The organism is Staphylococcus caprae (genome assembly GCF_002902725.1).
Taxonomy (GTDB): Bacteria; Bacillota; Bacilli; order Staphylococcales; family Staphylococcaceae; genus Staphylococcus; species Staphylococcus caprae.
The window spans coordinates 65,139-90,253 of the sequence record NZ_PPRT01000005.1 but is presented as its reverse complement, the minus strand read 5'-3'; the positions used below and the strand labels follow the sequence as shown (position 1 = coordinate 90,253).

The 25,115-nt window shown below is 33.5% G+C and carries 27 protein-coding genes, 1 tRNA gene, 1 other RNA gene and 1 pseudogene; 8 read left to right on the top strand and 22 right to left on the bottom strand.

All coding sequences use genetic code 11. The features are described 5' to 3' along the window. The first annotated feature begins 240 nt into the window (after nt 1-240). Both CD155_RS13220 and CD155_RS01055 read left to right on the top strand, forming a co-directional pair. Nucleotides 241-309, top strand: coding sequence for an epsilon family phenol-soluble modulin (locus CD155_RS13220; RefSeq protein ID WP_115177471.1), 69 nt, complete (start codon nt 241-243; stop codon nt 307-309). Between the two features lie 162 nt (nt 310-471). Next, complete coding sequence (locus CD155_RS01055) at nt 472-1,020, top strand: hypothetical protein (protein ID WP_103212288.1); 549 nt, start codon at nt 472-474, stop codon at nt 1,018-1,020. 106 nt (nt 1,021-1,126) lie between these two features. Here the strand turns inward: CD155_RS01055 and CD155_RS13215 are convergent, their stop codons facing one another. Further along, nucleotides 1,127-2,056 (bottom strand): thermonuclease family protein, encoded by a 930-nt coding sequence (locus CD155_RS13215; RefSeq protein ID WP_103212287.1) that lies wholly within the window; start codon nt 2,054-2,056, stop codon nt 1,127-1,129. A 151-nt stretch (nt 2,057-2,207) separates the two neighbouring features. Here CD155_RS13215 and CD155_RS01045 point away from each other — a divergent pair, with 151 nt between their 5' ends. After that, nucleotides 2,208-2,798, top strand: coding sequence for a hypothetical protein (locus tag CD155_RS01045; RefSeq protein ID WP_103212286.1), 591 nt, complete (start codon nt 2,208-2,210; stop codon nt 2,796-2,798). Nucleotides 2,799-3,067: 269 nt separating this feature from the next. Here CD155_RS01045 and CD155_RS01040 read toward each other — a convergent pair whose 3' ends face one another. The 16 genes and pseudogenes from CD155_RS01040 to CD155_RS00970 form a co-directional block, all read right to left on the bottom strand. Continuing rightward, nucleotides 3,068-3,472, bottom strand: coding sequence for a hypothetical protein (locus CD155_RS01040; protein WP_070832296.1), 405 nt, complete (start codon nt 3,470-3,472; stop codon nt 3,068-3,070). Between the two features lie 2 nt (nt 3,473-3,474). Next, nucleotides 3,475-3,876, bottom strand: coding sequence for a DUF6941 family protein (locus CD155_RS01035; RefSeq protein ID WP_070832299.1), 402 nt, complete (start codon nt 3,874-3,876; stop codon nt 3,475-3,477). Between the two features lie 293 nt (nt 3,877-4,169). Then, nucleotides 4,170-4,455 (bottom strand): annotated as a pseudogene (locus CD155_RS01030) (terminase small subunit); the annotation flags it as partial. Nucleotides 4,456-4,644: 189 nt separating this feature from the next. Next, nucleotides 4,645-4,803 (bottom strand): hypothetical protein, encoded by a 159-nt coding sequence (locus CD155_RS12865; RefSeq protein WP_172605850.1) that lies wholly within the window; start codon nt 4,801-4,803, stop codon nt 4,645-4,647. Between the two features lie 55 nt (nt 4,804-4,858). Next, nucleotides 4,859-5,220, bottom strand: a transfer-messenger RNA (tmRNA) gene (ssrA, locus tag CD155_RS01025). A gap of 129 nt (nt 5,221-5,349) precedes the next feature. After that, nucleotides 5,350-5,820 carry an SsrA-binding protein SmpB gene (gene smpB / locus CD155_RS01020; protein WP_002441591.1) on the bottom strand — a complete coding sequence of 157 codons (471 nt, stop codon included), beginning with the start codon at nt 5,818-5,820 and terminating at the stop codon, nt 5,350-5,352. Between the two features lie 24 nt (nt 5,821-5,844). Next, nucleotides 5,845-8,223 (bottom strand): ribonuclease R, encoded by a 2,379-nt coding sequence (gene rnr, locus CD155_RS01015; protein ID WP_070873167.1) that lies wholly within the window; start codon nt 8,221-8,223, stop codon nt 5,845-5,847. Nucleotides 8,224-8,254: 31 nt separating this feature from the next. Beyond that, complete coding sequence (locus CD155_RS01010; protein WP_002441587.1) at nt 8,255-8,995, bottom strand: alpha/beta hydrolase; 741 nt, start codon at nt 8,993-8,995, stop codon at nt 8,255-8,257. A gap of 300 nt (nt 8,996-9,295) precedes the next feature. Beyond that, on the bottom strand, nt 9,296-9,529 hold the full coding sequence (gene secG, locus CD155_RS01005; protein ID WP_002441585.1) for a preprotein translocase subunit SecG: 234 nt from the start codon (nt 9,527-9,529) through the stop codon (nt 9,296-9,298). A 68-nt stretch (nt 9,530-9,597) separates the two neighbouring features. Then, the gene (locus tag CD155_RS01000; RefSeq protein WP_095323332.1) at nt 9,598-10,056 is read right to left on the bottom strand and encodes a hypothetical protein; all 459 of its coding nucleotides are present in this window, start codon (nt 10,054-10,056) and stop codon (nt 9,598-9,600) included. 253 nt (nt 10,057-10,309) lie between these two features. Continuing rightward, nucleotides 10,310-11,614, bottom strand: a complete 1,305-nt coding sequence (eno, locus tag CD155_RS00995; protein WP_002441581.1) for a surface-displayed alpha-enolase — start codon at nt 11,612-11,614, stop codon at nt 10,310-10,312. 138 nt (nt 11,615-11,752) lie between these two features. Next, nucleotides 11,753-13,270 (bottom strand): 2,3-bisphosphoglycerate-independent phosphoglycerate mutase, encoded by a 1,518-nt coding sequence (gpmI, locus tag CD155_RS00990; protein WP_002441579.1) that lies wholly within the window; start codon nt 13,268-13,270, stop codon nt 11,753-11,755. A 2-nt stretch (nt 13,271-13,272) separates the two neighbouring features. Then, nucleotides 13,273-14,034, bottom strand: coding sequence for a triose-phosphate isomerase (gene tpiA, locus CD155_RS00985; protein ID WP_103212285.1), 762 nt, complete (start codon nt 14,032-14,034; stop codon nt 13,273-13,275). 165 nt (nt 14,035-14,199) lie between these two features. Further along, nucleotides 14,200-15,390 carry a phosphoglycerate kinase gene (locus tag CD155_RS00980; RefSeq protein ID WP_002441575.1) on the bottom strand — a complete coding sequence of 397 codons (1,191 nt, stop codon included), beginning with the start codon at nt 15,388-15,390 and terminating at the stop codon, nt 14,200-14,202. A 201-nt stretch (nt 15,391-15,591) separates the two neighbouring features. Beyond that, nucleotides 15,592-16,602 carry a type I glyceraldehyde-3-phosphate dehydrogenase gene (gene gap / locus CD155_RS00975; RefSeq protein ID WP_103212284.1) on the bottom strand — a complete coding sequence of 337 codons (1,011 nt, stop codon included), beginning with the start codon at nt 16,600-16,602 and terminating at the stop codon, nt 15,592-15,594. Nucleotides 16,603-16,654: 52 nt separating this feature from the next. Continuing rightward, nucleotides 16,655-17,668 carry a sugar-binding transcriptional regulator gene (locus CD155_RS00970; RefSeq protein ID WP_070832309.1) on the bottom strand — a complete coding sequence of 338 codons (1,014 nt, stop codon included), beginning with the start codon at nt 17,666-17,668 and terminating at the stop codon, nt 16,655-16,657. Between the two features lie 365 nt (nt 17,669-18,033). On the opposite strand from CD155_RS00970, the gene CD155_RS00965 reads away from it, so the two are divergent. Then, nucleotides 18,034-18,282: a hypothetical protein gene (locus tag CD155_RS00965; protein ID WP_103212283.1), complete on the top strand. Its 249-nt coding sequence runs from the start codon at nt 18,034-18,036 to the stop codon at nt 18,280-18,282. A gap of 49 nt (nt 18,283-18,331) precedes the next feature. On the opposite strand, the gene CD155_RS00960 is transcribed toward CD155_RS00965, so the two are convergent. Continuing rightward, the gene (locus tag CD155_RS00960) at nt 18,332-18,994 is read right to left on the bottom strand and encodes a DUF4887 domain-containing protein (protein WP_103212282.1); all 663 of its coding nucleotides are present in this window, start codon (nt 18,992-18,994) and stop codon (nt 18,332-18,334) included. Between the two features lie 318 nt (nt 18,995-19,312). Here CD155_RS00960 and CD155_RS12860 point away from each other — a divergent pair, with 318 nt between their 5' ends. From CD155_RS12860 to CD155_RS00950, 3 genes are all read left to right on the top strand, one after another. Continuing rightward, nucleotides 19,313-19,486, top strand: a complete 174-nt coding sequence (locus tag CD155_RS12860; RefSeq protein WP_256605081.1) for a hypothetical protein — start codon at nt 19,313-19,315, stop codon at nt 19,484-19,486. A gap of 394 nt (nt 19,487-19,880) precedes the next feature. Next, nucleotides 19,881-20,780, top strand: coding sequence for a TIGR01777 family oxidoreductase (locus CD155_RS00955; protein ID WP_103212281.1), 900 nt, complete (start codon nt 19,881-19,883; stop codon nt 20,778-20,780). 31 nt (nt 20,781-20,811) lie between these two features. Then, on the top strand, nt 20,812-20,994 hold the full coding sequence (locus CD155_RS00950; RefSeq protein WP_002441562.1) for a hypothetical protein: 183 nt from the start codon (nt 20,812-20,814) through the stop codon (nt 20,992-20,994). Between the two features lie 215 nt (nt 20,995-21,209). Here the strand turns inward: CD155_RS00950 and clpP are convergent, their stop codons facing one another. After that, complete coding sequence (clpP, locus tag CD155_RS00945; RefSeq protein ID WP_002441560.1) at nt 21,210-21,797, bottom strand: ATP-dependent Clp endopeptidase proteolytic subunit ClpP; 588 nt, start codon at nt 21,795-21,797, stop codon at nt 21,210-21,212. 191 nt (nt 21,798-21,988) lie between these two features. Here clpP and CD155_RS00940 point away from each other — a divergent pair. Further along, nucleotides 21,989-22,060 (top strand) — tRNA-Arg (locus CD155_RS00940). A 65-nt stretch (nt 22,061-22,125) separates the two neighbouring features. Here the strand turns inward: CD155_RS00940 and whiA are convergent. The 3 genes from whiA to rapZ all read right to left on the bottom strand — a co-directional run bounded on the left by whiA (nt 22,126) and on the right by rapZ (nt 25,097). Further along, nucleotides 22,126-23,070 carry a DNA-binding protein WhiA gene (gene whiA / locus CD155_RS00935; protein WP_002441558.1) on the bottom strand — a complete coding sequence of 315 codons (945 nt, stop codon included), beginning with the start codon at nt 23,068-23,070 and terminating at the stop codon, nt 22,126-22,128. 126 nt (nt 23,071-23,196) lie between these two features. Then, complete coding sequence (locus tag CD155_RS00930; RefSeq protein ID WP_002441556.1) at nt 23,197-24,189, bottom strand: gluconeogenesis factor YvcK family protein; 993 nt, start codon at nt 24,187-24,189, stop codon at nt 23,197-23,199. Then, a complete protein-coding gene (rapZ, locus tag CD155_RS00925; protein WP_002441553.1) occupies nt 24,186-25,097 on the bottom strand; it encodes an RNase adapter RapZ in 912 nt (303 codons plus the stop codon). Before rapZ ends, CD155_RS00930 begins: the two co-directional genes overlap by 4 nt. Between the last annotated feature and the right edge of the window lie 18 nt (nt 25,098-25,115).

Genomic DNA, 25,115 nt, shown 5'->3' with positions numbered 1-25,115 from the left:
GTAGCAATACCCTTCTTCAATGAAGGGTATTTTTTACAAATTAATCCCTACTATTCTTATAATATATATTGAATAAATTTGTTATTGTTTTGCAATTTTAACAGAAATGAATTCCAAATTATTAAATTTTAAGTTAAATTTTACATCTATGAACAATTTTTTACGACTTTTGAAATAATCAACTAAAATATATCCAATGAGAATATACTACAGTTAATAAATACATAGGAGGTGAGTCAAATGTTCATCATCAACTTAATCAAAAAAGCAATCGAATTCTTCAAAGGTTTATTCGGCGGTAACAAATAATTGTTTACCTTTCCCCTCTTGATAAGAGGGGCTTTTTCATGCCTTTATAAATATTCAAATTTTGAAAATAGAAATTTTACATAAATTTAAAATTAATCGTGTAGATTTTGGGTAAAGTTAATTTATTAACACCAATATTTAAAATATAGGAGCGAACTTTTTATGAAGAAATTATTTACCATCTTATTATCGAGTTTTTTAATATTAGGAGCATGCAGTCATACTGATAGTTCTGACAAAAAAGAAACTGATAGTAGTAAGAAGTCCGATTCAAAAAAAGATAATAAAAAAGACTCTAAAGGCGATAAAAAAATAAATAACGCAAAAGATAAAATTAAAGATAGTAAATTAGCAAAGAAAAATAAAGATAAAGATTCAAAAAATAAAGACGACAAATCTAAATCTAAGCAACAAAACAACAAGCAAAGTCATCCTACTAACAATAATGCATCTCAAGCGAACAACACTACTAAACAATCTCAATACAATAACAACAACGCTAATCAAAACGCAGCCAATAATAATCAAGCTAACACAGCAAATCAACAACAAAATCAAACAAACGGGAAAGCACAAAATAATGTTCAATATCCTCAAGGAGCTGCAAATAAAAATCCGCAACAAAGCAATACCCAACAATACTCAAATAACGGATCAAACGGGAATAACAATCAAGGCCAGGCCAACACAAATAACCGAAATGGATATTAAAATACAAAAGTCATGGTTAGCTATTCATAGCCTCCATGACTTTAAATTTGCTTTTATGAAGTTTGATTAGCCTATAATAATTTTAAGAATATTATCTAAATGAAAATTATCTGATTTCACATGCAACTCCATTATGATTTCCATCTAACCTTGCGCTGTATGCTGGATGACCTATTGGCACACCCGCAGGATATACTGCCCTAAGTGCTTTACAGTTAGAAAATTGTACGGGTAAATTATTATTGTTGTTGTTTGAATCATTATTGTTATTATTTGAGTGATTATCGGACTGATTATTGTTTTGATCTTTATTATCCTCTTCAGAATCTTCACTCCATATATTTAACTTCTCAGCTTTAGCCAATGATTCACTCTCTTTCAATTTACTTTCATACGTGTCATTAGGAGGAAAAACATACTTTACTCTAGCTAACCCATTTCTAACCAAAGCATTGTTTAACATTTCACCATCCGCATAAATATATGCTAAACTTCTTCCATATTTATCAGTATGCGGACCTTTATCGAATTCAACTTCTATCTTTTTAGCACTGGTTAACTTGTTTGTTGTAAATTCACTTGCTTCAGGACCATATTTTTCTACCGGTTTTCTTGGATCTTTTGTTTCAGGAGTATCTATTAGTAATAACCTGAAAGTAGTTTTCTTACCTTTATAATTAAATTTAACAGTATCACCATCTACAACTTTAATAAGGGTCACTACTTCTCTATGATTACTATTATTGTCTTTTTTCTTTTCTTCTGTATTTTTATTATTGCTCTCTGATTTTTTACTACTTTTTACATCGTTCTTCTTACTACTTTGTGTTTGAGTAACTTTATCTTTTTCACTATGGTTTTGCTTTTGTTCTCCATTAGGTCCTATTAATAATATGCTGATTATGAAACAAGTTGTAGCTGCAATTATTATTTTTTTGATTTTTTTCTTTCTTTTCGCGTAAATAAGAGCCGTTATTAGCAATATAAATGCTACTAAAAATAATGATACTCCAATATTTATTAATATATCTTTCATGTTGCACCTCTAAAGTTGTTATTTTATAATATTTTATAACAAATTTATCGATTAAACTATAAATATTTTAATTTTAAAATTTAATATTTCGATAGATGCGGTTCTTTATAATAATTTTCATGAAAATTATATCAACGAAAGAAGGAATACTATGGCAAGCAAGAAGAAAAATATTTTAGTTTTAATACTTAGTAGCTTACTCGTTTTAGGTGCATGTGGCCATGAAAAAGAAAAGAAAGATGAAAGCAAGCACAAGAGTGAAAGTAAAAAAACTCATAAGAAAAACTCTAACAATAATGATAAGAAACAAAAAAGTGAACGTAAAAATAATCAAAATGAAAAAGAGAGTAATAAAAACCAAGAATCTTCGAATTCACAAGAACAGCAAATAAATGAAAATAATAATAGACCTTTAAGCAAAGATGAAATGTCTCAAAGAATTAAAAGTGGCCAAAGTGTAAACGGTATGGTGGATGCGGATGGTGATACATGGTATCAAGCTCCAGGTAATAACGATATGATTGGATATACTAAACCAGATGGCACGCAGTGTACTATTGGAGGTTGTACAACACCTGAAGAACAACATCATACATCTATAGATCAACAACCTACTGATAATGAACAAAGATATGATTACGATCATAACGGTATCTATAGAACACCAAGAGAACAAAAAGCACATGAACGTTGGATACAAGACCAAATAGATTGGGCAAATCAACAAAAAAATAAAAAGTAATATAGACTTGAATCTCAAAAATATAAAGTTTCACGTTTATAATAATCATTAGTAATCAAAATAACTATTTGACGCATAAAAAACAAGGTCAACCACACGTCAAAAAATTATTTTATTGACACTTTTTTGACACTGCCTTGATTAAAAATCCGTTATATAGAACACTTAAAAGGGTCTAAGATTTTTATGTCTCAGACCCTCTAAAAATTTATCCCCTGTCCTATTTGACATAGAAACAAAAATAACCGTACCAACAAAGGTACAGTTACTCAAAAAAATAATTTTACTATAAGACTTACAAGAGCAATTATTACTCCAGTACCTGAAAGAGTCCATGTGATAATAGATTTTTTATCTTCTTTACGTTCTTTTCTAAAAGTTTCCAGTTGAGAGTTTAAGGCAATTTGTAATTTATCATTAAATCTATTTGGCAAATCATCAATTTTGGAATCTAAAGTTTTAAATTTGTCATCTATTCTTTTTTCGAATTGTTCAAATTCTTTTCTATCCACAAATTCACTCATAATGGCCACCTCTTCATAAGTAGAAGTTGAATTCGGACTAAATTCGTAACTACCACTTGCCCTTTTTAATTGTTTTGAATCAATAGTTGTTCTTTCTTCCTTGTTTTGCAAATTAAACTGTTCTGGTCTACTAACCTTTTTATTCACCATAATTACGACACCAAATTAACATTAAAATTAGATTGAGCTTCGGAGTTATCTATAGACAATTTGATAGTATAAAGCCCTTCTTTTTGAAATTTAAAATTATTGAAATTTGCATTCGATTCAAACACATTATTAAATTCTTTATCTGGGTTATCTTTAATTAATTTTTGGTGATCAATCTCTACATTGATGTCAAAAATTACTTTTTGCGCTGGATCTATAATTTGAAAATTCAATTTATATTGACCATCGTCCTCTAAATTAATTATCCCAAAAGATACACTAAAAGAAAAGTTGTTTGGTAAAGCTTCTAAGTCAATAAAAGATAGAGGTTTTTCAATAACTAAATCTCCTTGAGGATTATTAAAAACACCCAATGAGGGTACAACCCATGCAATGTTGACCATTTTTTCCCCCTTTTAAACATAATTAATTATATAATACACAACTTATTTAAAAAGAAATAGATAGAACATAAAAGCGAACATAAAGACACCCAGTGACATGTGCGGATAATTTAAAAGTAAACGGTGCAGTCAGATCCTCAATACTTAAGATTAACAAGTCCTCTGTACATAATAAAACATACATACTAAATGAGAGTATGCCAGTGTTGAACACTGTTTTCTTATTATTATACCAAAAATCAGGGCAACCACTGATATTACCATTTTACTATTCCTCAAATCTACCAATATTATTCTACATGTTCTTTATATACAAAGTTCATTCTTCCAGTATCAGATTTCTTTTCAAATAAACTCTTCTTTACAACCTTTTTTGTTTCTGTTTCATCACCTATAGCTGATTGTGTTAATAGATACAATAACTTTTTAGCAGAAAGAATAATGTCGTCTATGAGGTTATCTTTACGACTTTTAATATAAGCGTCTACCTAAACAGAGTAACCTACTGTCAGTTACGTGGGCACTATTAGGGTTATATCCTCCCTTTATAGTACTCTGAGTAACATTTAATGTCTTTATATATTCATTAGCGAAACCCTCTTGTTTCGATGTTGATTTATCCTATTAGATCAATGATTATCTGTATTTATCATGATTAAAATACATGACTTCGCTCCAATTTTTTGTAATCCCTTTAAACTGACTTGCTTGTTGGCGACAACAATGAATATCTTTTAAATAATGATGTGTGTAAGAATAATTAGGATTTCAACTCATACGATTAAGTGTATTTTGTCCTAAATTGATAAAGTCTTTTACACAAATTGAGCAATCAATAATTGCTTTAGCTAGTATTTCCAAATCTCTAAGCTTTACAATTGTAACAGCGTTACTCTGTTCATTTTCATATGCGCTAATATTGTGCACTTTCTGCGCACCCTAAACACTAAAAAACCCACAACCGCAAAGGTTGTGGGTTTCAATATGGAGACGGCGGGATTCGAACCCGCGTCCAGAGGTCCTGATACACACCTTTCTACGTGTGTAGTCTATTGATTAAATTCGCATAATAGTAAGCAACAGACAACCAGTATTATGCTAGTTTGATTGGTATTCATCTAAACAGACTTCAAACGGCAGTGTTTAGCATATCCTACTAGGGTTGAATCGCGTTAACAGCACGTAGGAGATGCTGTTAGGCGATGCAGTGTGCTATTACGCAGCTACTGCGAAATTATTGTTTGATTTGTCAGTTATATTTACTGAAATGTGTTGATGTCGGAGACAACCCTCCGACACGCTTAGTGTGCTCGAGGGACCCCTGTCGAATCCAAAAACGCCCCCGCAATAAAATTATAATAATTAAATAATGACTGTTATAAACAAGCCATTTGGTGTGATAGACTATGTCACCTTTTAAAATACAACATTAATAATCATACCAAATGGCACTCGATTAAGCAACAAACGTGCTTAATAACGGTCTTTGACCGCTCGATCAATGTCACGTTTCATTGCTTTTTCCTTAAGGGCTTGACGTTTATCATGTAATTTCTTACCACGTGCAACACCTAATAAGACTTTACATTGGCCATGCTTTAAATATAATTTTAAAGGAATAAGTGAGTAACCAATTTCTCGTGTACGTTCCCCTAATTTGAGGATTTCTCTTTTATGAAGTAACAATTTACGAGAACGTAATGGATCATGGTTAAATCGATTGCCTTCTTCATACGGTGCAATATGCATGTTATTTAAATACATTTCACCACGTTTTACTTGAGCATAACTATCTTTCAAGTTCGCACTGCCACGTCGAATAGACTTAATTTCAGTACCTCGTAAAGCAATACCCGCTTCAATCGTATCTTCAATATTATAATCATGTCTTGCTTTACGATTCTCCGCTAACGTACCTGGTGATTTTGATTTTTTCTTAGCCATTCATTCTCACCTCATCTTTGCTGACTATTTTTTCTTACGACGTGATTTCTTTTTCACGCTTTTATCTTTATAGAATGGTTTATGATTCGTTTTACCTTGTTTATCTTTTTTACGGGCATTTTTACCCTTACGTTGTTTGCGTTTCTTCTTATTGCCTTTATTATTGTTGTCATCCTTAGCTTTGTCTAATGACTTACCACGCGTCTTAGCTTGAATTGTTTTACCACGTGCTGGACGTTGGGATTTATCATTTTTAGGTAAAGGCATACCCACAATTTGAAAATCAATCATCCGTTCGTCTACATCAACGTGTGTGACTTTAACTTTCACTTCATCACCAATACGGAATACTTTCGCTTGACGTTCACCTATTAAAGCCATTTGACGTTCGTCGAAATGATAGTAATCGTCAGTCATATTAGCAATATGAACCATACCTTCAATGGTATTAGGTAACTCTACAAACATACCGAAGTTCGCTACTGAACTAATGATACCTTCGAATTCATCACCAATGTGTTGAATCATATATTCAGCTTTCTTCAACTCATCTGTATCACGTTCAGCCTCAATTGCACGGCGCTCACGTTGAGATGTGTGTTCAGCAAGCTCAGGCAATGTATCTTCCCAATGTCTGAGTTCCTTTTTATCCATAGAATTCTCAATTAAATACTTACGAATTAATCGATGTACGGTTAAGTCAGGATAACGACGAATTGGAGATGTGAAATGCGTATAATACTCTGCTGATAGACCAAAGTGTCCAAGATTGACATCATCATAATGTGCTTGTTGCATTGAACGTAACATCATAGTTGAAATCACCATTTGTTCTGGTCGTCCTTCAACTTCTTCTTGAATGTTCTGTAACGTTGTAGGATGAATGTCTTCGCCTGTACCTTTAATCATAATACCGAAATTCGTAATAAAGTCGAAGAATTGTCTTAATCTTTCGGATTTAGGTTGCTCATGAACACGATAAATAAATGGAACTTCCATTTTATTAAAATGCTCTGCCACCGTTTCATTAGCTGCTAACATGAATGACTCAATTAAACGTTCACCTTCGCCACGTTCACGCATTTGAACGTCTGTAGGAATACCTTCTTCATTTACGAGTACTTTAGCTTCGTTGATATCGAAGTCAATTTCACCACGACGTCGACGCATGCTGATTAAACGATTGGATAAATCTTGTGCTAAATCAAGCATTGGCGTTAATTCTTTATATTGCGCACGTACTTGTGGATCTTGGTCAGTAATGATTTTATTGACTGCATCGTACGTCATTCGATAATTAGAATGAATGACACTATCAAAGATTTCGTGTTTAACGACTTCTCCACGTGCATTAATTTCCATACGACAACTCAATGTTAATCGGTCGACTTCAGGATTCAATGAACAAATACCATTACTTAAACGGTGTGGAATCATTGGAATGACTCGGTCAACTAAATAAACACTCGTCGCTCTATCATATGCTTCTTGGTCTAATGCAGAATCTTCCTTCACATAGTAACTTACATCTGCAATACTTACGGTTAATTCAGTATTACCATTTTTCAGCTTTTTAACGGCAATCGCATCGTCTAAGTCTTTCGCATCTGCACCGTCAATCGTGATGGTTAAATCATCTCTTAAATCACGACGACCTTCAATTTCTGACGGTTCAATTTCTTCAGGCACGTCTTCGGCTTCTTTAAGCACATTGTCTGGAAATTCGATTTCAATGCCATGTTGATAGATGATAGATAAAATATCGACGCCGGGATCATTTTTATGACCTAAAATTGCTGAAATATGACCTTCAGGATTGTCTGTACCATCAGCATATTTCGTAATTTGAACTAATACCTTATGACCATCTACAGCACCGAGACTTTGTCCTTTAGGAATAAAGATATCTTGCATGATACGCTTGTCATCAGGTATGACGAAGCCAAAGTGTTTCGCTTCACTATAAGTGCCTACTACTTGTGTCACCGAATGTTTCTCAATAGATTTAACTTCGCCTTCAACTTTACCTTTGTGTTCGCCTCGAGATTTTTGAATTTCTACGATGACCGTATCTCCATCTAAGGCTCTATTAATTTTAGTTGGTGGGATGAATATATCTTCCATCTCATCATCTTCTGGTCGAAGGAATGCAAAGCCTTTCTTGTTCTGACTTAACGTTCCTTTAATTAGTTTTGAATTGGACTTACTTGTTTCTTTTCGTTGATATCTATCTGTCTTCGTACGTTCAATTAAACCAGTTTGTTCTAGTTCAACGAGCACCTTAATTAAATCTCTAAATGAGTCGGCACTATTTAAACCTAACGCATCTTGAAAATCTGACACTGACATTGGTTCATAGTCAGGTTGTTTAATTATTTCTTCAATGGATTGCTTTAAATTCATTATGCCCCTCCTTTCTTACTTCTTCATCTTTTTATTCTGTCCAATCTAATGATTCTAAAAATTGATAAACATCTTCAAAGACCTGTTCTTTCTCTTTATCAATTGTAATCACATGACCAGATTCATGATACCACTTGATGTCTTTCTCATCAGAATCAACATGTTCGTATATATAATTTGCTGATTGAGGATCAATCATTTTATCTTGCTCTGCTTGTATAACTAGAATAGGTTCAATAACCTCATCTACTTGTTCTTTGCCACGTTTCAATGTGTCACTGAGCTCTTTAAGCGTTTCTGTAGGATGGAAATCCTCCATTTCTCTATCAATGGTTTCCTGATCCTTGCCTTCATACTTTTTAAAATTACGGGCATATTCTAGAAAACCTTCATATATTGTTCCTTCAGTCTTACCATCCATTGGTGCACACATTGTTACAATACCCTTCACATCGCGATTTAAGCTTAACTTCAATGCGAAGACCCCACCTAGTGACAATCCGGCTACAGCAATTTCCTCATAGCCTTGATCGACTAGATAATCATAACCATCTAAAACATCCTTAAACCATACGTAAGGGCTAGATTTTAAAATTTCCTCTGGTGGTGCTGAATGCCCTTCATATTGAGGTGCATATGATGTATAACCCTTTTTCTGAAGGTAACGACCTAATTGTCTCACATCAGCTGAATTTCCAGTGAAACCATGTAGTAATAATACAGCTCGTTTTCCTTCTTCGAAAAAGAATGGTCTCGGTAGTTTAATTTGCATGGTTTGAATTCCTCTCCCTTTTCATTGAGAACTAGATAGCTCTATTTAAACTTTAAATCATTTAAGGTTATTGATTTCATTTTCAAAAATAAATTGAATCTTTGATAAATGCATAATTGGACTATTCCCTTAATTACAGGTGTTAAAAACATTGCTATCATCTATTATAAAATAAAAAAGCCCGACAAGCATATCGTCGGACTCAGGCTGATGTCAAATGGGAATGTTGGATAGTGTTCCTTTATCACATTATACATCAGACTTGATTAGATTCATTTACTTCATTCAATAACTTATTATCTACATACCTAAATAACTGATACAGAACATAAGTACGAAGAAAATAATTGCTAAAAAAATTGTTAATCTATGCAAGAATAAATCGACGCCACGTTGCTTTTGTTTACCAAATAACTGTTCTGCGCCACCACTAATAGCACCTGAAAGTCCATTACTTTTACCTTCTTGGAGTAATACAACAGTCACTAATGCAATACAATCTATAATTAATAAAACGATGATTAATGTATGCATAAAAATTGTCCTCCGTTCATTATATACGAGACGAATTATAACACATCTCTATTCGTATTATCAAACTTCTATCTATTAAAAGTGCTTTTACGAGCGATTGACACGACTAACATATAAATTGCTAAAACAATTGAGCCAATCACAACGATTAAGATTGGTAAAATTGCGATCACGTTCTTCACATCTAAAATTGCTTGTACAAACATGTATAAATTCACTAACGTGAATAAAGCATTAGATACATAAACTGCAAACATAAACCACCATAAATAGGGATGACGATTCCATAGTGCAACAACACCTGCTAAGTAAGCAAGAATGTACATGACACCAGTATATCTATCACTATTTAAAATATTATGCACAGCAGTGTCTGACGTTTTCTGTCCTGCTAAAGATAACAATGATTTCGCCGTGGTTTCATCTAATACTACAAAATGATGAATAATAAGTAAGATACAAAATATAAAGGAACTGATCGCGATTAAACGTCCGGCTCTTATTTCTCTAGCGCTTGACTCTGTGATATCTGCCATAACGGTACTCCTTTTTACGAATTACTTTCATTAATTATATCAGTTTAGCGAAGTAAATTAAATGAGATGTCCCTCACTCAAAAGGTTTGATGTTAAATCAAACACATCAATTTTTCACCAATCCACTGTGTTTCTCTACATAAAAAACCCGTTACAGCCTCAACTCTGTAACGGGAATAGATTTACTTTAGGGCGTGAAACCTAAAGATATAAGCGTGAACTCTTTTATTTAGCTATAGAGATATTATTTGTCTAAATTGTAGAATGATTTAATTCCATCAAATTTAGCTGTTTCGTATAATTCATCTTCAATACGTAATAATTGATTGTATTTAGCAATACGATCAGTTCTTGATAATGAACCAGTTTTAATTTGACCAGCGTTTGTAGCAACTGCAATGTCAGCAATTGTAGTATCTTCAGTTTCACCTGAACGGTGTGAAACAACTGCTGTGTAACCAGCTTTTTGAGCCATTTCAATTGCATCAAATGTTTCAGTTAAAGTACCGATTTGGTTCACTTTAATTAAGATAGAGTTACCAATTCCTTGTTCGATACCTCTAGATAAAATTTCAGTGTTAGTTACGAATAAATCGTCACCTACTAATTGAACTTTATCGCCAATACGATCAGTTAATTGTTTCCAACCTTCCCAATCGTTTTCGTCCATACCATCTTCAATAGTGATGATAGGATATTTACCAATTAATTCTTCTAAGTAGTCAACTTGTTCTGCTGCGCTACGTTTAGCACCGTGTTCACCTTCGAATTTAGTGTAATCATATACACCATTTTCGTAGAATTCAGAAGAAGCACAGTCAAATCCTAAGAATACATCTTCACCTGGTTTGTAACCAGCTTTTTCGATAGCTTTGATGATTGTTTCAACAGCATCTTCAGTACCTTCAAATTTAGGAGCGAAACCACCTTCGTCACCTACTGCAGTTTCTAAACCACGTTCACTAAGGATAGATTTCAAGTTGTGGAAGATTTCAGCACCCCAACGTAATGATTCTTTAAATGATTCAGCACCAACTGGTAAAATCATGAACTCTTGGAAAGCGATTGGTGCATCAGAGTGAGAACCACCGTTAACAATGTTCATCATTGGTACTGGTAATTGTTTACCATTGAATCCACCTAAATATTTATATAAAGGTTGACCTAATAAGTCAGCTGCTGCACGAGCTACGGCAATAGAAACACCTAAGATAGCGTTAGCACCTAATTTACCTTTGTTACTTGTACCGTCTAATTGAATCATCATTTTATCGATAGATACTTGATCTAATACTGAAAATTCACCTTCAACGATTTCTGGTGCGATAATTTCATTTACGTTTTCTACAGCTTTAGTCACACCTTTACCTAAATAACGTGATTTATCTCCATCACGTAATTCAACTGCTTCGTGTTCACCTGTAGAAGCACCTGATGGTACTAATGCGCGACCGAATGCACCACTTTCAGTTAAAACTTCAACTTCAACTGTTGGATTACCACGTGAATCTAAGACTTCGCGAGCGTAAACATCTGTAATAATTGGCATGTTAATATCTCCTTTAAATATATTATAAAGCTATTATAGCCCTATTTATAATTTTAATAAAATAATTCTACTAAGTAATATTCAAATTTCGGGAGTACGTTTATTCCTCCCAAAATTTGAGTGTTTTTATAATCAAAATTAATGATTAATCAATGATTCACCAGTCATATCAGAAGGTTGTTCTACATTTAACAAGTCTAATAATGTAGGAGCTAAATCTCCTAATCGACCTGTTTCACGTAAAGTTACGCCTTCTTTAGTAACAATAACTGGAACTGGATTAGTTGTATGCGTAGTCATAGGTTGATCATCATCTGTTAACACTTGATCTGAGTTACCATGGTCAGCAGTGATAATAGCATAACCATCCATTTCTAAAATCTTATCTACAACTTCGCCAAGACATTCGTCTACAGCTTCAATTGCTTTAATTGTAGGTTCAAGCATACCACTATGACCTACCATGTCAGGGTTAGCAAAGTTTAATAAGATTAAATCTAAATCACCTTTGTCTAACTCTTCTAAAAGTGCATCTTTAACTTCATATGCACTCATTTCTGGTTTTAAATCATACGTAGCAACTTTTGGAGAGTCGATAAGACGACGACGTTCTCCTTCAAATTCCTCGTTACGACCCCCACTCATAAAGTAAGTCACGTGAGGATACTTTTCAGTTTCAGCAATACGTAATTGTTTTAAATTATTGTTTTGTGCGACTTCACCAATTGTATTGTTTAAGTCAACTTTTTCAAATACAACTTCAGCATCTACATCGTCATTGTATTTAGTGAACGTTGCATAGAATAAATCTTTAACTTGTTCAACTTCGAAACCATCAAATGCTTTATTAGTGAAAATTTCTGAAAGTTGAGCAGCTCTATCAGGACGGAAGTTGTAGAATACAACAGCATCGCCGTCATTAACGCCATTATTTTGATTATCAATAATGAATGGTTCAACGAATTCATCAGTAACGTCATTACTGTAATTCGCTTCTACACCTTCTTTAGCTGAAGCGTATGTTGGGCCTTCAAAGTTACGGATAGCATTGTAAGCTTTCTGTTCACGGTCCCAACGTTTATCACGATCCATTGCATAATAACGTCCAGACACTGAAGCGAATTGGCCAACGCCTAATTCTTTGAATTTAGCTTCAGTTTCTTCAATATATTTGAGGGCAGATTTTTGATCAACGTCACGACCATCTAAGAAAGCGTGCACGTAAACTTTATCTACACCTTGTTTTTTAGCTAATTCTAAGATTGCAAATAAGTGTTTATAGTGACTGTGAACACCACCATCTGATAGTAAACCAAACACGTGAAGTGCTGAGTTGTTATCTTTTACATGTTTAATTGCGTTGTTTAACACATCATTTTCAAAGAATTCTCCATCTTCGATTGATTTGTTAATACGAGTTAAACTTTGATATACGATTCGTCCAGCACCGATGTTCATGTGACCAACTTCAGAGTTACCCATTTGTCCTTCTGGAAGACCTACATCTAAACCACTTGCTTCAATTTGAGTCGTTGGGTATTTCTCATAATAGCGATCAAAATTAGGTTTGTTTGCTAATTTAACAGCGTTGCCATGTTCACTTTCACGATTTGCAAAACCATCTAGGATGATTAAGGCAGTTGGTTTCTTAGCCATAATTATTTTGCACCTTCTAACAATTGTACGAAATCTTCAACTTTTAATGATGCGCCACCTACTAATGCACCATCGATATCTGATTGAGCCATGTATTCTTTAATATTGTTTGGTTTCACACTACCACCATATTGAATACGAGTTGCTTCTGCAACGTCTTGGCTAGATAAGTCAGCTAATGTTTTACGAACGTGTGCGCACATTTCATTAGCGTCTTCTGAAGTTGATGATTTACCTGTACCGATTGCCCAGATTGGTTCATATGCGATGACAACTTCTTTAAGTTGCTCTTCTGATAAACCTTCTACAGCTTTCTTAACTTGGTTGCCAACAACTTCATTAGCTTTGCCAGCTTCACGTTCTTCGTCTGATTCACCAACACAAATAATTGGTGTCATACTATGATTGAAAATAGCATGAGCTTTTTTATTTACTTCTTCGTCTGTTTCGTGGAAATAGTCACGACGTTCAGAGTGACCAATCACTACATATTTAACACCTAAATCAGCTAATGCGACAGGTGAAGTTTCACCAGTATATGCACCGCTATCTTCAAAGTAAGCATTTTGAGCACCGATTTTTAACCCTTGTGCTTTGCCGTCTTTAACAGCAGTTACTAATGCGTCTAATTGAATTGTAGGCGCACAGATTACTGATTCTACTTCTTTAGGATCAGGTAATGTTGGTAATTCGTTTACGAAATCTTTAGCTTCTTGAACTGTTTTATTCATTTTCCAGTTTCCGGCTATAATTGGTGTTCTCATTCGTTACACTCCTTAATAATTTAGTGTTAAATTTAAAAGTTTATATCGATCAATACTTGAATAACTTAAGGTTTAAACATGAAAGCTTGCTGTGGCTTTCACTTGTTCATTTTCCCAAATCATTTCATTTAGAAACTTACGCCTTAACTAAGCGTCGATTAATAATTATTTATTATTAATTGCTTTAATTCCAGGTAATTCTTTACCTTCAAGATATTCTAATGACGCGCCGCCACCAGTTGAGATATGTGTGAAATCATCTTCAAATCCAAGTGAAATTGCAGCTGCTGCAGAGTCACCACCACCGATAATAGTCGTAGCGTCTTTTAAGTTAGCAATAGATTCACAAACGCCGATAGTACCTTGGGCAAAGTTACTGAATTCGAATACACCCATTGGTCCATTCCATACTACTGTATGAGCGCCTTGTAATTCTTTATTGAATAATTCAACCGTTTTAGGTCCAATATCCATTGCTTCTTGGTCTGCAGGGATATCATCAATGGATACTTCAGTGATTTTAGCATCATTAGAGAATTCTTTAGCAACTTTACAATCTACTGGTAAAACGATTTGGTCGCCATTGTTTTCTAATAGATCTTTTGCAAAATCAATTTTATCTTCTTCTAATAATGAAAGACCGATTTCTTTTCCTTGTGCTTTCATAAATGTGTAAGCCATACCGCCACCAATTAAAATTTTGTCAGCGATATTCACTAAGTTTTTAATTACATTGATTTTATCTGATACTTTAGCTCCACCAAGGATTGCTACAACTGGTTTATGTGGGTCGTTAACTACGCCACCGATAAATTTAATTTCTTTTTCCATTAAGTAACCAGCTGCTGTTTCTAAGTGTGTAGAAATCCCTACATTTGAAGCATGTTCACGGTGAGCTGTACCGAAAGCATCGTTAACAAATACATCGCCTAATGAAGCCCAATATTTACCTAATTCAGGGTCATTTTTAGATTCTTTTTTACCATCGATATCTTCGAAACGTGTATTTTCAACTAATAATACATCACCTTCATTTAGGTTTTTAATAGCAGTTTCTAGTTTTTCACCACGAGTTTCAGGAACGAAAGTAACTTCTTTACCTAATTTCTCAGATAAATCGTCTGCTACAGGTTTTAAAGATAAACCTGCTTTATCGCTTTCTTCTTTCACTTTACCTAAATGAGAGAATAATACTAATTTACCACCTTGTTCGATGATGTATTTAATAGTTGGTAATGCTTGAACAATACGGTTATCGTTTGTGATTTTTCCATCTTTTAAAGGAACGTTAAAGTCTGCACGTTCGAGAACTACTTTACCTTTTAAATCTAAATCTGAAACGATTTTTTTAGCCATTATTAATTTCCTCCTTTTAATAGGAAAACTTTATATAAAAATAAGCGGAGAAGCGTCTGTGCTCCCCGCTTACTCATAAGCTTTTATATCTAATTAAACAGTACAGAGCACTAATCAAATTATGAAGATTTGGAAGAGTTCAATCTCTTCGCATGTGTACTTTAAATAACTTGAATAACGTGCTTATACACTATGGTTCAATTATTTAGAAAGTTCAGCTAAGTGAGCTAATGTACGAACTAATTGAGAAGTGTAAGACATTTCATTATCGTACCAAGCTGCTACTTTAACTAATTGACGGTCACCAACAGTCATTACACGAGTTTGAGTTGCATCGAATAATGAACCATAAGTGATACCTACAACGTCAGAAGATACGATTTCATCTTCAGTGTAACCGAATGATTCGTCAGAAGCTTGTTTCATTGCTTCGTTAACTTGATCAGCAGTTACATCTTGTTTTTCTAATACTACAGTTAATTCTGTTAATGAACCTGTAGCAACTGGAACACGTTGTGCACCACCGTCTAATTTACCGTCGATTTCAGGAATTACTTTACCGATTGCTTTAGCAGCACCTGTTGAGTTAGGGATAATGTTTTCTGCTGCTGCACGAGCACGACGTTTGTCACCTTTTCTGTGAGGTGCGTCTTGAGTATTTTGGTCACCTGTGTAAGCGTGGATAGTTGTCATTAAACCTTCAACTAAACCGAATTCATCATTTAATACTTTAGCAACAGGAGCTAATGAGTTAGTTGTACAAGAAGCACCTGATACAACTGTTTCTGAACCATCTAATTCGTCATGGTTAGTATTGAATACGATTGTTTTTAAATCACCAGTAGCTGGAGCTGAGATTAATACTTTTTTAGCACCTGCATCGATATGTGCTTGTGCTTTATCTTTATCAGTGTAGAAACCAGTACATTCTAATACTACATCGATGTCAAGGTCACCCCAAGGTAATTTGTTTGCATCTGGTTCGTCGAATGATTTAATTTCTTTACCGTTTACGCGGAATCCGCCTTCGATAACTTCAACTTCTCCAGTGAAGCGTCCTTGCATAGTGTCATATTTTAATAAATGAGCTAACATTTCATCGTCTGTTAAGTCGTTAACTGCTACTACTTCAAGACCTTCTACATCTTGGATTCTTCTGAATGCTAAACGACCAATTCTACCAAAACCATTAATTGCTACTTTAATTGCCATTATAATGGCCTCCTTTAAAAATGATATTTAAAAAGTATTAAACTTTTTATTACTATTGTAAAATTACTTTCGCTGCAGCTTCATCTGTAATGAGTACAGTGTTGTCAGGTGCAATAGAAAGATAAGCTTTAATCGCTTCTCCTTTAGATTGCCCACCTGCTACAGCAAAGATAAAATCTTTACTCTCAAGGTCTTCTAATTGTAGTCCGATTGTTTTCACTTTATGAACTACCTTCCCTTGAGCATCAAAATAATATCCAAAAGCTTCTCCAACGGCTTGATGATGTTGAAGTTTATCAATCACTTCTTCAGGTGATTGACGTCGATGCGCCATCTTCAGCGCATCACCAATGCCATGTATGGTAACATTTGCTTGTTTTATTTTATCGAGCGTGTGAATAACTGATGGTTCTAACATTAATGTGTTATATGTCGTTTCACTCACATTATCTGGTACATATAACGTTGTATAATAACCACCAGCTTGTTGAGCCATGCTTGATGAAATGGTATTTGCTTGGTAGACCATGTTTTCACCAAGTCCACCTCTCGCCGGCACGAAGAATACATTGAATGGAAGTAAATGAATGGATTCACTTACATAAGCCATTGTAGATCCACCAGTTACTGAAACAATGGCATCTTCGTAAAGAATGCTTTCAACTAACTGACCAGCTTGTCTTCCCATTTCTCTTTTAACTGTTTGATTAGAATCTGAATCCCCTGGAATGACGTGAACATCTTTGATGTGAAATTTATCTCTGATTGCTCGAGCCATTTTATTGTCATCACTATATACATTGAAGTAATCATTTAATTGAGATAATACTTCGGTTCCTTCATTAGTGATTTCCATGCCAGTTGATTTGACTCTGATTAATTCTTGTTTCTTTAACATGTCTGTTTCAGATCGTAAGACCCTTTCAGTCATATCCATGTGCTCACTTAAACTTCGTCTTCCAACTGGTTGATTTTGTGAGATAGTAGTTAAAATTGAAAAACGTCGATACATCTTATCTACAAGATCAGGTATGAGCTTTTGTTGAACTTTCATTAAGTCTTTCAATACTACCTTCCTCCTTATATCTTTATAAAAAGGTATCTAAGGGGTCGCTCACAACCGTTGGTTGACTTTTTAAGTCCCACCTGGGACAAAAATTAACCTCTTTACACATGCAATAGTACTATTGCGTATAATAAATTGCAAGCAAATTAACTCAAAATTTTATTAATATTTATTAAAGTTAACAATAAAACGTTTACATCTAGATTTTGCTATCTCACGACGCCAAAAAGTTCACATTTTTGTGTTATTACCTTTACGAGATAATTTTACCCACGGTGTTTTGTGAATAATCATTCGTTTTGATTACATAATCATTTCATTTATAATTAAATTGTTATGAAGCTTTTTATAAAGAAGGGATATTAATGACAAACAACAAACATTCCGGGGATAAAATAGAAGTCATCGAACCAGATGATTCACGTTATAAAGATGATGATTATTTTAAAAATCATCAGTCTACATATAAACATCATCAATATGAAAATGGTAAGACCATCAATAAAACATATTCTTATGGTTGCACACATACGGGTTGTGGATGTTCTATAGGCTGCTTTTCAATTATGTTTATTTCATTTCTCTTATCGATGTTAATCTACTGGTTATTTTAATATGTACTTAAAAAGCCAATGCCCTAAAAGTGGACATTGGCTTAAACTATTAATCTTCGTTTGAACTATGTGATTGATTACTATTTGAGTTTTGACTGCTTGATTGTTGTGACTGACTAGAATTTCTTTGACCGCTTGACTGTTGTGACTGACTTGTATTTCTTTGCGCAGATTGATTACTATTATTAGATTGCTTTTGCTGAGAGCTATTTTGTTGTGAACGAGGTTGTTGAGAAGATGGTTTCTCTTCTGAACTTGGTTGTTCTTTAGAAGCATTATCTTCTTTTGGTTCCTCTTTTTCTTGTGTTTTAGGTTGTTGTGATGATTTTTCATCAGTTTTAGTTTCTTGCGTTGAACGTGGTTGTTTTTTCTGTTGTTTTGTTTGTTGTGTTTCTTGCGTATTTCTTTGTTGGGTTGGTGCTTGCTTAGTCGGCGGCGGTGTTTGTTGAGTCTGTTGCGTTTGCTGAGTTTGTTGCGTTTGTTGTGTCGTGTTCATGCTATTCTCATCAGACTTTTTATCTTTTTTCTTGTCTTTGTCTTTATCTTTATCTTTTTTATCCTCTTTAGACTTATCATGTTGTTCTGTTTTTTCACTATTAAGTCGTTCATTCGCTTTTTTTGAACTATCTATAAAAGAGAATATTCCAAATGCTAAGCCAATTAGTAATAATAATACTATAATTGTGCTAATTATTTTTGCCATGCCACTCATTCTCTACTTACCTCTCTTTCAATTATTAGGAATTAATTTATAATAAAAATATCTATGTTGTTAAATGTGCATTTCAATCTTGTTCATTACATTTAATTAAGGATGTCCTCAACGCATTACAATTACTTATTATGACGAAACTACAGAATTCAACTTATTATAATGAACTAACTATGTAATAATTGCAATAAATTATCATTACTTAAAAGTTGTACGTTTACAAATATCTATCCTGTATATGATAACATCATACACATAGGTGAACATTATTTTTTTAGTAACTTAATCTAAACTTAATACGAATGGTACGTGATGTTTATGTATGAATTTAATGATGATGAATTTTTAAAAAGTAAGTCTAAAAAAAGTTTAAAATATATGATGATTGAGAATGATAATTATGAGGAAGAAAAAACGAATCATGTTGCCGGATTTATCATTACATCTTTTATTATATTTATCATACTTTTTGTAAAATGGATGATTGGTTAAGTAATTAAATAATGTAATTTGTTTTTAACCATTAATAATACAAATTAAACAATGATTGTAGATTTTATATTCATCAAAATAATTTTTGTATAAAGCAATAATTATACCTTAAAATACAAATAAAAAGGATCCATACGTTGCTCGCATGGATCCACTACTAAAGGGAGTCAAAATTTACCTTCGTTAGTATATTATGGGGTATACTCATACTAATTAAGAGATGTTTAATTAATTATCGAAGGTACAAGTTCATTATAACTGATATCTTTTAATTTTAAATGCAAATTAAAAAAAGTATTTGACATCTTATTGGCTAAAAAATGTATAAAATTTGAATATCAATAATGACTATCAATAAGGTTAGCGCTTTAATTTTTCAAAATGAGGTGAAATAATGAAACACTATTTAATTACAGGTGGAACAGGAATGGTAGGTTCCCACTTAGTAAATGAAATCAAGCAAACCGATGCACATATTACGATCTTAACAAGACAAGATAAAACTTCGAACGACGCTAAGATTTCATATGTCAATTGGTCAAAAGAGGGTTGGCAAGAGAAAGTTCCAGATATCGATATTGTCATAAACTTAGCAGGTGCCACTCTCAATAAAAGATGGACAAAATCACATAAACAAATCATGATGGTAAGTCGCATCCAATCAACCCAAGCTTTATATGAATTATTTAAAGATCGTACTCAAAAGCCTGAAGTGTTATTTAATGCTAGTGCGATAGGATATTATCCACCAGATTTATTTTATAGTTATACTGAATTATATAAAACGTTACCTTTTGATTTCTTATCAGATGTTGTTTATCAATGGGAACGCTTTGCGAATAAATTCAAAGACTTCGGAACTCGCGTAGTCTTAGGAAGATTCGGACTTATTCTTTCTGATGATGGCGGTGCATTGCAAACAATGGAATTACCTTACCGTTTCTATGTAGGTGGTAAATTAGGTTCAGGACAACAATGGTATTCATGGATTCACATTGATGATTTAATTAGAGGAATTTTATTCACAATAGGTAATAAAGATGCACATGGTCCATTTAATATGACAGCGCCTATACCTGAAAGACAAAATTTATTTGGCTATACTTTAGCACGCGCAATGCACAAACCTCATGAAACATGGGCGCCTAAATTAGCAATGCGCTTAGTTCTAGGTGAAATGTCTACAGTTGTTCTCGATACTCAAAAGGTTCTACCGAATAAATTACATGCACTTGGTTTTGAATTTAAATTTAACAACTTGAAAAATGCTTTAGATGATTTAGTTAAAGCATAAGAAATAACTACGTACGAAGAAGGTTTATACAATGAAAGACAATCAATTAACTTATATTTTGTTAATTATTGCTAGTATTTTATTAATTTTAAATGGGATTTTTGCGTTTGAACATACAATAGCAATGATACTACTTTCTTTGCTATTTATAATTATTGGAGTAGTGTTATTAATTGTTGTTGTACGCTTAATGTTCAAAGGGAAGAAAAACTAAAATAGAGACAGTCTATGATATTGTCACTATTGGCATATGAAGAGGCGATGACGCGCCTCTTTATGTTTCATAACACTATAAATTGAAATATAAAGACTGTCAGAAGAGTTTGCAGGGGCGATGATATGAATTCTTAACTTCTAGAATTCTGTATCGCCCCTTTTTTCATAAAAAAACTAGGACATTAGAAATGCCCTAGCCTCGAATTTTATTTACTATTTACCTTCTGGTTCCATGACTTCATCAATTAAACCATATGATTTAGCTTCTTCTGCTGTTAAGAAATTGTCACGATCAGTATCTTGTTGAATTTTTTCAATTGATTGACCTGTACGTTCTGCTAAAATACGATTTAATTTTTCACGAGTTTTTAAGATATGGTTGGCAGCAATTTCAATTTCAGTTGCTTGACCTTGTGCTCCACCTAATGGTTGGTGAATCATTACTTCAGCATTTGGTAAAGCAAAACGTTTACCTTTAGCGCCAGCTGCTAGTAAAAATGAACCCATTGACGCAGCCATACCGATACAAATAGTTTGAACATCTGGTTTAATATGTTGGATAGTATCATAAATGGCAAAACCAGCAGTTACACTACCACCTGGTGAGTTAATATATAGGTAGATATCTTTTTCAGAGTCTTGTGCTTGTAAGAATAATAATTGAGATACAATTGAATTTGCTACATTATCATCAATTTGAGAACCTAACATGATAATACGGTCTTTTAATAAACGTGAATAAATATCATATGCGCGTTCACCGCGATTTGTTGTTTCTATAACTGTAGGAATTAAATTCATCTATTTTTCCTCCTTGTAATAACTGTTATAAATTATTTTACCTTAAAAGTCAAAAATGGTCAAAATATTCAACTTTAAGTTTTGAAATTTCAGTTTGACGCTTAACTCTAAGATTTGTAAACTAGAATTATCGTTTTAATTGTACTGTTATCAACTTCTTTAGTACAGAAAAATGATTCTACCCTCATTTACCCCTCGTAGTGTAATGGATAACACATGAGATTCCGGTTCTTATAATAGAGGTTCAATTCCTCTCGAGGGGGTACCTATAAACATCAAAGACATAACAAAGCAGGTATTTTTGAACCTCGTTCAAAGATACCTTTCTTTATAATTCAATTTGTTCACCATTACGAATTTTGTCTGCTAGCTCATTTAACTTTCTCAGTCGATGATTCATTCCAGATTTAGAGATAGGTCCTGTTGAAATCATTTCTCCTAATTCTTTTAAAGATATTTCTTGATGTTCTACACGTAATTTAGCTACTTCTCTCAATCGATCTGGCAAATTATCTAAGCCTATTTCTTCATCTATTAGCTGAATACTTTCAACTTGTTTCATCGCAGCACTAACTGTTTTATTAAGATTAGCTGTCTCACAGTTTACCAATCTATTCACCGAATTTCTCATATCACGTACGATTCTCACATCTTCAAATTTAAGCAATGCTTGATAACCACCGATTAAACTTAGAAAATCTGAGATTTTTTCCGCTTCTTTTAAATAAGCAATACTTCCTTTTTTCCGCTCTAAATGTTTCGCATTTAATTCATAGCTATTCATTAATTTAGTTAAGCCTTCAGAATGATTCTCATATTGAGAAAATATTTCAAGGTGATAAGATGACGTCTCTGGATTATTCACTGATCCACCTGCAAGAAATGCCCCTCTTAAGTAACTACGACGCATTTCATCATCTTTAATCATATTAGGGTCGATTTCATGAGTGAAGACGCCCTCTTTGAGAATGCCTAAATCATTTAAAATTTCTTTTGCTAACATTTTAGTGCGACAAATATAAATATTATTTTTCTTTAATTTCATCTTTTTTCTAACTAATATTTCAACTTCTACATTGAAAATTCGTTTGATAAGAGAGTAAATACGACGAGCGGTCGTCGCATTCTCAGTCTGTACATTGATTACAAATTGCTGATTCGATAAACTAAGTGCGCCATTCATACGAATTAATGCACTGAGCTCTGCTTTAGCATTTGCTTCATCTACTTCAATGCGTGTTAATTCATTTTTCATGTCGGATGCAAAGCTCATAGAACACTCATTCCTTCCTAAATCAACTCTATTTTAATCTATGTATGGTCGACATAGAGATTATGAATTTTAATTATTAAACACACGTAAGTTATCATATCATAAACGTTTCTATTGCCAATACTATTAACGTTTACGATTCGGATTAAATTGAATTGTACTAGTTAAGTCTAATGCCAATTCATATATCATTTTTGATAGAACTTTAGTATTATGGCGTACGAGATGTGTATCTGAAACTTCAATTAAATTTGAAGCCGTTAAAACTCTTATTCCGTTCTTTTTCAACTCTTCTTTATTAACTTTAACTGGTTTAGAATTTTGTTCTTCATAACGACGTAAGGTAGCTTGGCTATATTTTTCATTACTACAAATGACAAAGTCTACAAAATCTTGACCAACCTGCTGACAAAGGGCATCAATATGTTCTTTCACATCATAATTATCTGTCTCGCCTGGTTGTGTCATCACATTTGAAACGTACAGTTTAGGTGCTTCGGAACGTAGTAATGCTTCAGATATCCCCTTCACACATAGATTCGATATCACACTCGTATACAATGAACCGGGACCGAGCACAATTAAATCAGCGTGTTCAAGTGCATTTACCGCTTCTTCCATCGGCTCGACATCTCCAGGTTCTAGGAATACGCGGTCAATTTTTTTATGCGTATTTGGGATATTCGTTTCACCACATACAATTTCTCCATCTTCCATCACTGCATTAAGTTGAACACTTGTGTTTGTAGATGGAATAACTTGCCCTTTAATATTTAAAACTTTACTTAATTCTTTAATCGCATGCCCGAAATCATTCGTAATACTTGTCATTCCGGCAATAACTAAATTACCTAAAGAATGCCCGTCGACTTGATTTTCTCCAAAACGGTACTGGAAAAGTTGAGTAAGGATGGACTCTGAATCACTTAAAGCTGCAATGACATTTCGAATATCACCTGGTGCAGGAATATCCATCACATCTCTAATTTTCCCAGTGCTACCTCCGTTATCAGCAACAGTTACAATAGCAGTAATATCTATGGGGAATTCTCTTAACCCTCTAGCTAAAACGGATAAACCTGTTCCTCCACCTATAAGTACTACTTTTATTTGTTTCATATTTTATCTCCACTTTCGATATGCGCATCTCTATGATGCACATAAACATTGTAATCAAAAATCTCATCAAGATATTCGCCTAGACGTTTCGCTAGCGCAACTGAACGATGTTGACCACCTGTGCAACCAATTGCAATAACAAGCTGTGACTTCCCTTCTTTTTTATATCCTGGAATCATAAATTTTAAAAGGTCAGTCAACTTATCAAAGAAGATTTCTGTTTCTTTCCACTTCATGACATAGTTATACACCGGTTCATCAAGCCCCGTCAGTGGACGTAATTCTTTAACATAATATGGATTAGGTAAAAATCTCACATCAAAGACTAAATCAGCATCCATTTGTATACCATGTTTAAAACCAAAACTTGTTACATTAATACTAAATGTTTCGAAATGATCATCCAGATAAAATTTACTAATGCGTTCCTTTAATTCTTTCGGTTTTAATTGCGTCGTATCAATGACATAATTCGCAATACTTCTAATTTCAGAAAGATGTTTACGCTCTTCATTGATAGCTTCTATAAGTGAGCGTTGCCCTTGTTCATTTAATGGATGTGCTCTTCTAGATTCTTTATAACGCGAAATGAGTTTTTCCGTTTTCGCTTCTAAAAACATGACATCCAAGATGACATCATTACGACTTTTGATAATGTCTATCTCTTTAATTAATGATTTGAAAAGTTCTTTCCCTCTCAAATCAATGGCAATCGCCACTTTTTGTAAAGAGGGATTACCCTGCTCCATCAATTCTACAAATTTTGGTAACAAAACCGGTGGCAAGTTGTCTACACAGAAGAATCCCATATCTTCGAGACTTTGAATCACTAATGATTTACCCGCGCCAGACATTCCTGTAACAACTAATAATTCACTTTTGCCTATTTCATTTTCGTTGTTTTTCATTTTAAAAGTCACCGCCAA

Bases quoted from the DNA above. Each gene is read 5' to 3' on its own strand.
- gpmI (WP_002441579.1), bottom strand. From the start codon at position 13,270: ATGGCTAAGAAACCAACTGCCTTAATCATCCTAGATGGTTTTGCAAAT.
- CD155_RS01010 (WP_002441587.1), bottom strand. From the start codon at position 8,995: ATGCAAATTAAACTACCGAGACCATTCTTTTTCGAAGAAGGAAAACGA.
- CD155_RS01035 (WP_070832299.1), bottom strand. From the start codon at position 3,876: ATGGTCAACATTGCATGGGTTGTACCCTCATTGGGTGTTTTTAATAAT.
- smpB (WP_002441591.1), bottom strand. From the start codon at position 5,820: ATGGCTAAGAAAAAATCAAAATCACCAGGTACGTTAGCGGAGAATCGT.
- CD155_RS00950 (WP_002441562.1), top strand. From the start codon at position 20,812: ATGAAAGACAATCAATTAACTTATATTTTGTTAATTATTGCTAGTATT.
- secG (WP_002441585.1), bottom strand. From the start codon at position 9,529: ATGCATACATTAATCATCGTTTTATTAATTATAGATTGTATTGCATTA.
- rapZ (WP_002441553.1), bottom strand. From the start codon at position 25,097: ATGAAAAACAACGAAAATGAAATAGGCAAAAGTGAATTATTAGTTGTT.
- CD155_RS01055 (WP_103212288.1), top strand. From the start codon at position 472: ATGAAGAAATTATTTACCATCTTATTATCGAGTTTTTTAATATTAGGA.
- CD155_RS00955 (WP_103212281.1), top strand. From the start codon at position 19,881: ATGAAACACTATTTAATTACAGGTGGAACAGGAATGGTAGGTTCCCAC.
- CD155_RS01045 (WP_103212286.1), top strand. From the start codon at position 2,208: ATGGCAAGCAAGAAGAAAAATATTTTAGTTTTAATACTTAGTAGCTTA.
- gap (WP_103212284.1), bottom strand. From the start codon at position 16,602: ATGGCAATTAAAGTAGCAATTAATGGTTTTGGTAGAATTGGTCGTTTA.
- whiA (WP_002441558.1), bottom strand. From the start codon at position 23,070: ATGAGCTTTGCATCCGACATGAAAAATGAATTAACACGCATTGAAGTA.
- rnr (WP_070873167.1), bottom strand. From the start codon at position 8,223: ATGAATTTAAAGCAATCCATTGAAGAAATAATTAAACAACCTGACTAT.
- clpP (WP_002441560.1), bottom strand. From the start codon at position 21,797: ATGAATTTAATTCCTACAGTTATAGAAACAACAAATCGCGGTGAACGC.
- CD155_RS00960 (WP_103212282.1), bottom strand. From the start codon at position 18,994: ATGAGTGGCATGGCAAAAATAATTAGCACAATTATAGTATTATTATTA.
- CD155_RS13215 (WP_103212287.1), bottom strand. From the start codon at position 2,056: ATGAAAGATATATTAATAAATATTGGAGTATCATTATTTTTAGTAGCA.
- eno (WP_002441581.1), bottom strand. From the start codon at position 11,614: ATGCCAATTATTACAGATGTTTACGCTCGCGAAGTCTTAGATTCACGT.
- CD155_RS00930 (WP_002441556.1), bottom strand. From the start codon at position 24,189: ATGAAACAAATAAAAGTAGTACTTATAGGTGGAGGAACAGGTTTATCC.
- CD155_RS12860 (WP_256605081.1), top strand. From the start codon at position 19,313: ATGTATGAATTTAATGATGATGAATTTTTAAAAAGTAAGTCTAAAAAA.
- tpiA (WP_103212285.1), bottom strand. From the start codon at position 14,034: ATGAGAACACCAATTATAGCCGGAAACTGGAAAATGAATAAAACAGTT.
- CD155_RS00965 (WP_103212283.1), top strand. From the start codon at position 18,034: ATGACAAACAACAAACATTCCGGGGATAAAATAGAAGTCATCGAACCA.
- CD155_RS00980 (WP_002441575.1), bottom strand. From the start codon at position 15,390: ATGGCTAAAAAAATCGTTTCAGATTTAGATTTAAAAGGTAAAGTAGTT.
- CD155_RS01040 (WP_070832296.1), bottom strand. From the start codon at position 3,472: ATGGTGAATAAAAAGGTTAGTAGACCAGAACAGTTTAATTTGCAAAAC.